Genomic DNA, 5530 nt, shown 5'->3' with positions numbered 1-5530 from the left:
GAATAAGCGGTGCCGCCGTCGAGGCGGATGCCGAAGCCCGTCGCGCCGCGATAGGCGGTGATGCGGCCGTAATCGGGGATGAAATTGTGCTCGGGATCTTCCGTGGTGATACGGCACTGCAGCGCGTGGCCGTTCAGCCTTATGTCCTTCTGCGCCGGCACGCCTGATTCCGGTGTGCCGATGGCAAAGCCGTCGAGGATATGGATCTGCGCCTTGACGATATCGATGCCGGTCACCTGCTCGGTGACGGTGTGCTCGACCTGGATGCGCGGGTTGACCTCGATGAAATAGAATTTGCCGGTGTCGGCATCCTGCAGGAACTCGACCGTGCCGGCGCCGATATAGCTGGTCTCGCGGGCGATCTTGAGCGCATGGCCGCAAAGCTCCTCGCGCTGCGACATTTCGAGATAGGGCGCCGGCGCCCGCTCGACGACCTTCTGGTTGCGGCGCTGGATCGAACAGTCGCGCTCGAACAGGTGCACGGCATTGCCATGGGTATCGCCCAGCACCTGCACCTCGACATGGCGGGCGCGTTCGATCAGCTTTTCGAGATAGACCTCGTCCTTGCCGAAGGCGGCTTTCGCCTCGCGCTTGCCTTCGGTGACTTCACGGGCAAGGTCGGCTTCGGCGCGGATGGCCCGCATGCCGCGGCCGCCGCCGCCCCATGATGCCTTCAGCATCACCGGATAGCCGATTTCCTTGGCTAGTGTCTTGACCGTCTCCATGTCATCCGGCAACGGATCGGTGGCGGGGATCACCGGCACGCCGACCTCGATGGCGAGATTGCGCGCCGCGACCTTGTTGCCGAGCCGCCGCATTGTGTCCGGCCTCGGCCCGATGAAGGTAATGCCGGCTTCGGCACAGGCGTCGGCGAATTCGGGACTTTCCGACAACAATCCGTAGCCGGGATGGATAGCATCGGCACCCGACAGCCTGGCGACGCGGATCACCTCCTCGATCGACAGATAGCTTTCGATCGGCCCCATGTCCTTGGTCAGATGCGGCCCGCGTCCGACCTGGTAGCTCTCGTCGGCCTTGAAGCGATGCAGAGAGTATTTGTCTTCCTCCGCCCAGATCGCCACGGTTTTGAGCCCGAGTTCGTTGGCCGCGCGGAAGACGCGAATGGCGATTTCGGACCGGTTGGCGACGAGGATCTTCGTGATGGCCAAGGACTGGGCTCCAGCGACGGAAGGAAGAGAAATCGGCGCAATGATTAGCGTGAAAATGCTGCAGTGCAAACGAAATTGACGCGCACTTAAACCGATTGAAATAGAAACATTGCGCCAAGGACCCTTCCCATTCCTCCGAACAGCTAAAAAAGAGCCGGCTTTCCGGTTAATGCACGATCATTGCCCGGCTAAGCATCGGCTCCATCGGCCGCCCCTGAACATGACGACGGCAAAAGAAAATGCCCGGCGCGAGGCGCCGGGCATCGGTAAATGGTCTGGAGACTGACGAGCTTACATCTTCTGGACGTAGGTGTACTTGCCGTCGTCGCCCTTCTTCCATTCGTACATGACGTAGCCGGGCAGCGTCGGATCGCCCTTGGCGTCATAGGACAGGTCGCCGAGAACGGTCTTGAAGGGGCCGTTTTCATGCAGCGCCTTGGCAACTGCCTGCGGGTCGTTCGACTTGGCAGCGGTCGCTGCTTCCGCGATCGCCTGCACGGCGGCGTAGGAGTAGAGCGTGTAGGCTTCCGGCTCGAAACCCTGCGCGCGGAACTTCTCGACGAGTTCCTTGTTGGCGGGGATCAGGCGCGGATCCGGGCCGAACGTGTTGAGCGTGCCCGCAACTGCGTCGCCAGCGATCGAAGCCAGTTCGTTCGACACGATGCCATCGCCGGAAACCAGCGTTGCCTTGAGGCCCTGGTCGGCCGCCTGACGGATGATCAGGCCGGCTTCGGTGTGCAGGCCGCCCCAATAGATGATGGAAACGCCGGCTTCCTTCATCTTGGCGATCAGCGCCGAGAAGTCCTTGTCGCCGACATTGATGCCTTCATACATGACTTCCGTCACGCCCTTGGCGTTCATCGCCTTCTTGGTTTCGTCGGCAAGGCCCTGACCGTAGGTGGTCTTGTCGTGAACGACAGCGATCTTGGCGTCCTTGAAGTTGGCGGCGAGATACGCGCCGGCAATGCTGCCCTGCTGATCGTCGCGTCCGCAGGTGCGGAACACGTTCCACAGACCGCGCTCGGTGAATTGCGGGTTGGTCGCGGCCGGCGTCACTTCGACGATGCCGTTTTCCGCATAGACTTCAGATGCCGGGATAGAGACGCCGGAGTTGAAGTGGCCGACCACGAACTTGACGCCGTCGCCGACGAACTTGTTGGCGACCGAGATACCCTGCTTCGGATCGGAGACGTCGTCGCCGACTTCGAGCTTGATCTGCTCGCCGTTGATGCCGCCCTTGGCATTGATGTCGGCGACAGCAGCTTCCGCCCCCTTCTGCAGCTGCGCGCCGAAGGCGGCGTTCGGACCGGTGATCGGGCCCGCGACGCCCATCATTACGTCAGCCCACGCGCTGCCGCCGAACGCGACAAGCGCGGTCAGGGCGACGGCGGACAAAAGTGACTTTTTCATTTAAACGCTCCCATTAACGGAGTGGGCGTGGATGAAGCTTTCATGCGATGCCCACCCTTATCGCAGAAAGCATAGTTTGCCGATTTTCAGGCACTTGTCACGCCGATTCAATTTCGAGGCGGCGTTAATGATGAACGTCAACCTTTCGGTTTCCAGCTCAAGAGTGAAGCTCTTTCGTAGAGCCAATTATACTGTGTCACCATCTGGTTGGTGCGCGTGTATTGATAGCCGACGAAGCCGAGGATCATCAGCACGATGGTGTCGACGACATAATAATGCAGCGAGAACATGGTGCCGCCGAACAGCGCGTGATGGATGAAGCGGATCGCGATGCCGAGGCCCAGCACATAGGCGAACAGCTGGATGAAGCTGCGCCACGTCTGGGCACTGGCCTTGCCCGTCATCCACGCCGCCCAGCCGCCGAGCAGACAGGTGACGAAGAAGAACTGCCAGATCGAGGGTTCCTCGTAAAGAATGCCCTGCATGGTGAAGTCTCCTTAGCATGATCCCGAAAGTTGCGGACTTTCCGGACAAAGATCATGCGACAAACAAACAATCTGGAGCGGAATAGCGGTGCACGCATTCCGCTTCGAACTCAGTGGTGTCCGCCCTCGAGATAGGCGGCGCGCACTTCCGGATTGGCGAGCAGTTCCTTGCCGGTGCCGCTCATCGTCACATTGCCGTTGACCATGACGTAGCCGCGCGTGGCGAGCTTGAGCGCGCCGAAGGCGTTCTGCTCGACCAGGAACACGGTCAGCCCCTGGGTGCGGTTCAGTTCGCGGATGGCGTCGAAGATCTGTTTGACGATCAGCGGCGCGAGACCCAGCGACGGCTCGTCGAGCAAAAGCAGCTTCGGCCGTGCCATCAGCGCGCGTCCGATCGACAGCATCTGCTGCTCACCGCCCGACAGCGTGCCACCGCGCTGGGTGATGCGCTCCTTCAAACGCGGGAACAGCGTGAACACCTTCTCGACGTCCTCGTCATAGTGCTTGAGGTTGTCGAGGCTGGCGCCCATCTGCAGGTTTTCCATCACCGTCATGCGCGGAAAGATCCGCCGGCCCTCGGGCGATTGGGCAATGCGCATGCGCGCGATCTCGTGCGTCGGCATCTGGGTTATGTCGGTGCCGGCAAAGGTGATAGTCCCGGCGCGAGCCCGCGGCGCACCGAAAATAGTCATCATCAGCGTCGACTTGCCGGCGCCATTGGCACCGATCAGCGCCACGATCTCACCCTGCTTGACGGTGACATCGACGCCGTTCAGCGCCCGGATGTTGCCGTAATAGGTCTGCACGCCCTTGATATCGAGCAGCGTTGTCGCGGCCATCACTTGCCCCCTCCACGCTTGCCCGCCACGGGCTTGGCAGCGGTCTTGCTCGCGGTCTTTCCGGAGGCTGCCTTTGCAGTCTTTGCGGAAGCATGGCTCGTCGCCACCTTGCCCGCATCCACGCGGCGCGAAAATTCCGTGTCCCTGCCCTGGCCGAGCAGCCTAGCCTGTTTGACCCATTCCTCGCGCGCGATACGTCCGTCAAAAGCAAGATAGGCTTCGGCGGCCTCGACGTCGGCCTTTTTCCAGGCGCCGATCTGGTCGAAGTGGAAGATGCCGTGGTCGTTGAGCTTCTTCTCGTTGACCGTACCGATGCCCTTTATGCGGGTCAAATTGTCGGCCTTGCCGCCGCGAGGCGCAGCCAGCCGGTTGGAGATCTCTCCAGTCTTCGCCGCAGGCTTGGCGGATGCGGTCGACTTCGCCGCCGTGCCGGTTGCCGCCTTCGACGTCGCTTTCGGAGCAGGCTTTGCCTTCGCCGGCGGCACGGCTGCCTGCGAGGCTGCCTTGTTTGCCGCGGCGAGCGACCTGGCGTCGACCTGACCGGCCTTTGACGCTCCCTTGGCCACCGTAACCCGCTCGCCCGAACTATGGCCGACCGTGTCGGTCACCGGCCCGGCGAGATAGGACGACGATGTTCCCGGACCGTGCGCGGCATCCGGCCCCGTATCGAGCTGTTCGATGACATCTTCGTCGCCGACTTCGGTAAGGACCGCTTCGACTTCCTCGTCGTCGACGCCGAGATAGGCGGCGATGACGCGCGGATCGGTGCGCACCGACTGCGGACTGCCGTCGGAGATCTTGCGGCCATACTCCAGCACCACGACATGGTCGGAGATCTGCATGACCACCGACATGTCGTGCTCGATCAACAGGATCGAGGCGCCGGATGTGTTCTTGATGTCGATCAGCAGCTCGTTGAGCGCCGCCGATTCCTTCGGATTGAGGCCGGCCGCCGGCTCGTCGAGGCACAGAAGCTCGGGTCCCGTGCACATGGCGCGAGCGATCTCGAGACGGCGCTGCGCGCCATAGGGCAGGTCGCCGGCCGGGTCGTCGGCACGGTCGACAAGATCGGCCTTTTCCAGCCAATGCTTGGCGAGCTCCACCGATTCGGCCGAGGCCTTGCGATAGCCGCTGAAGCCGAACAGGCCAAGCACCGTGTAGCCCGATGCCTTCATCAGTTTGTTGTGCTGGGCGACCAGCAGGTTCTCCAGCAGGGTCATGCCGGAGAACAGGCGGATGTTCTGGAAGGTGCGCGCCACCTTGGCGCGCGCCGGGATTTCATGGTTGGGCAGCCGCTCGAGCAGGAAGGTCGAACCATCGTTCCGGTTGAGCGTGATCATGCCTTCCGAGGGCTTGTAGAAGCCGGTGATGCAATTGAACACCGTGGTCTTGCCGGCGCCGTTGGGGCCGATCAGCGCGGTGATCTCGCCGCGCTTGGCGGCGAAAGACAGATCCCCGATGGCCACCAGGCCACCGAACTTCATCGACAGATGATCGACCTGAAGGATAGCGTCGTTCATGCCCGAAGCGGCTTTCTGAACAGGGTTCGCATTCATCAGCCGTGTCCTTCCTTGGTGAAGGAGCTTGAGACGGCCTTTCGCTCCTTCAGGAAGGCGGTTGGTTCACG

General features: G+C 61.9%; 5 protein-coding genes. All 5 read right to left on the bottom strand.

Going from position 1 to position 5530, the window contains the following annotated elements:
• A partial coding sequence (locus EN884_RS23855; RefSeq protein ID WP_128360766.1) for a biotin carboxylase N-terminal domain-containing protein occupies window positions 1–1169 on the bottom strand: 1169 nt, incomplete at its 3' end.
• Window positions 1170–1460: 291 nt separating this feature from the next.
• Entirely contained in the window at window positions 1461–2579 is a 1119-nt protein-coding gene (locus EN884_RS23850; protein WP_013529097.1) for a branched-chain amino acid ABC transporter substrate-binding protein, read from the bottom strand.
• Between the two features lie 137 nt (window positions 2580–2716).
• A complete protein-coding gene (locus EN884_RS23845; RefSeq protein ID WP_013529096.1) occupies window positions 2717–3064 on the bottom strand; it encodes a DUF6867 family protein in 348 nt (115 codons plus the stop codon).
• A gap of 110 nt (window positions 3065–3174) precedes the next feature.
• Window positions 3175–3903 carry an ABC transporter ATP-binding protein gene (locus EN884_RS23840; protein WP_013529095.1) on the bottom strand — a complete coding sequence of 243 codons (729 nt, stop codon included), beginning with the start codon at window positions 3901–3903 and terminating at the stop codon, window positions 3175–3177.
• Entirely contained in the window at window positions 3903–5459 is a 1557-nt protein-coding gene (locus EN884_RS23835) for an ATP-binding cassette domain-containing protein (protein WP_013529094.1), read from the bottom strand. Before EN884_RS23835 ends, EN884_RS23840 begins: the two co-directional genes overlap by 1 nt.
• Between the last annotated feature and the right edge of the window lie 71 nt (window positions 5460–5530).

Origin of the sequence: Mesorhizobium sp. M7A.F.Ca.AU.001.01.1.1 (assembly GCF_004022735.1) — a bacterium.
Lineage (GTDB): Bacteria > Pseudomonadota > Alphaproteobacteria > Rhizobiales > Rhizobiaceae > Mesorhizobium > Mesorhizobium ciceri.
Note: the sequence above shows the minus strand (reverse complement) of the source record. Positions and strands in the feature narration are given on the sequence as shown.

Excerpts from the sequence above, each read along its gene's own strand:
- EN884_RS23850 (WP_013529097.1), bottom strand. The coding sequence starts at position 2,579 with ATGAAAAAGTCACTTTTGTCCGCCGTCGCCCTGACCGCGCTTGTCGCG.
- EN884_RS23845 (WP_013529096.1), bottom strand. The coding sequence starts at position 3,064 with ATGCAGGGCATTCTTTACGAGGAACCCTCGATCTGGCAGTTCTTCTTC.
- EN884_RS23840 (WP_013529095.1), bottom strand. The coding sequence starts at position 3,903 with ATGGCCGCGACAACGCTGCTCGATATCAAGGGCGTGCAGACCTATTAC.
- EN884_RS23835 (WP_013529094.1), bottom strand. The coding sequence starts at position 5,459 with ATGAATGCGAACCCTGTTCAGAAAGCCGCTTCGGGCATGAACGACGCT.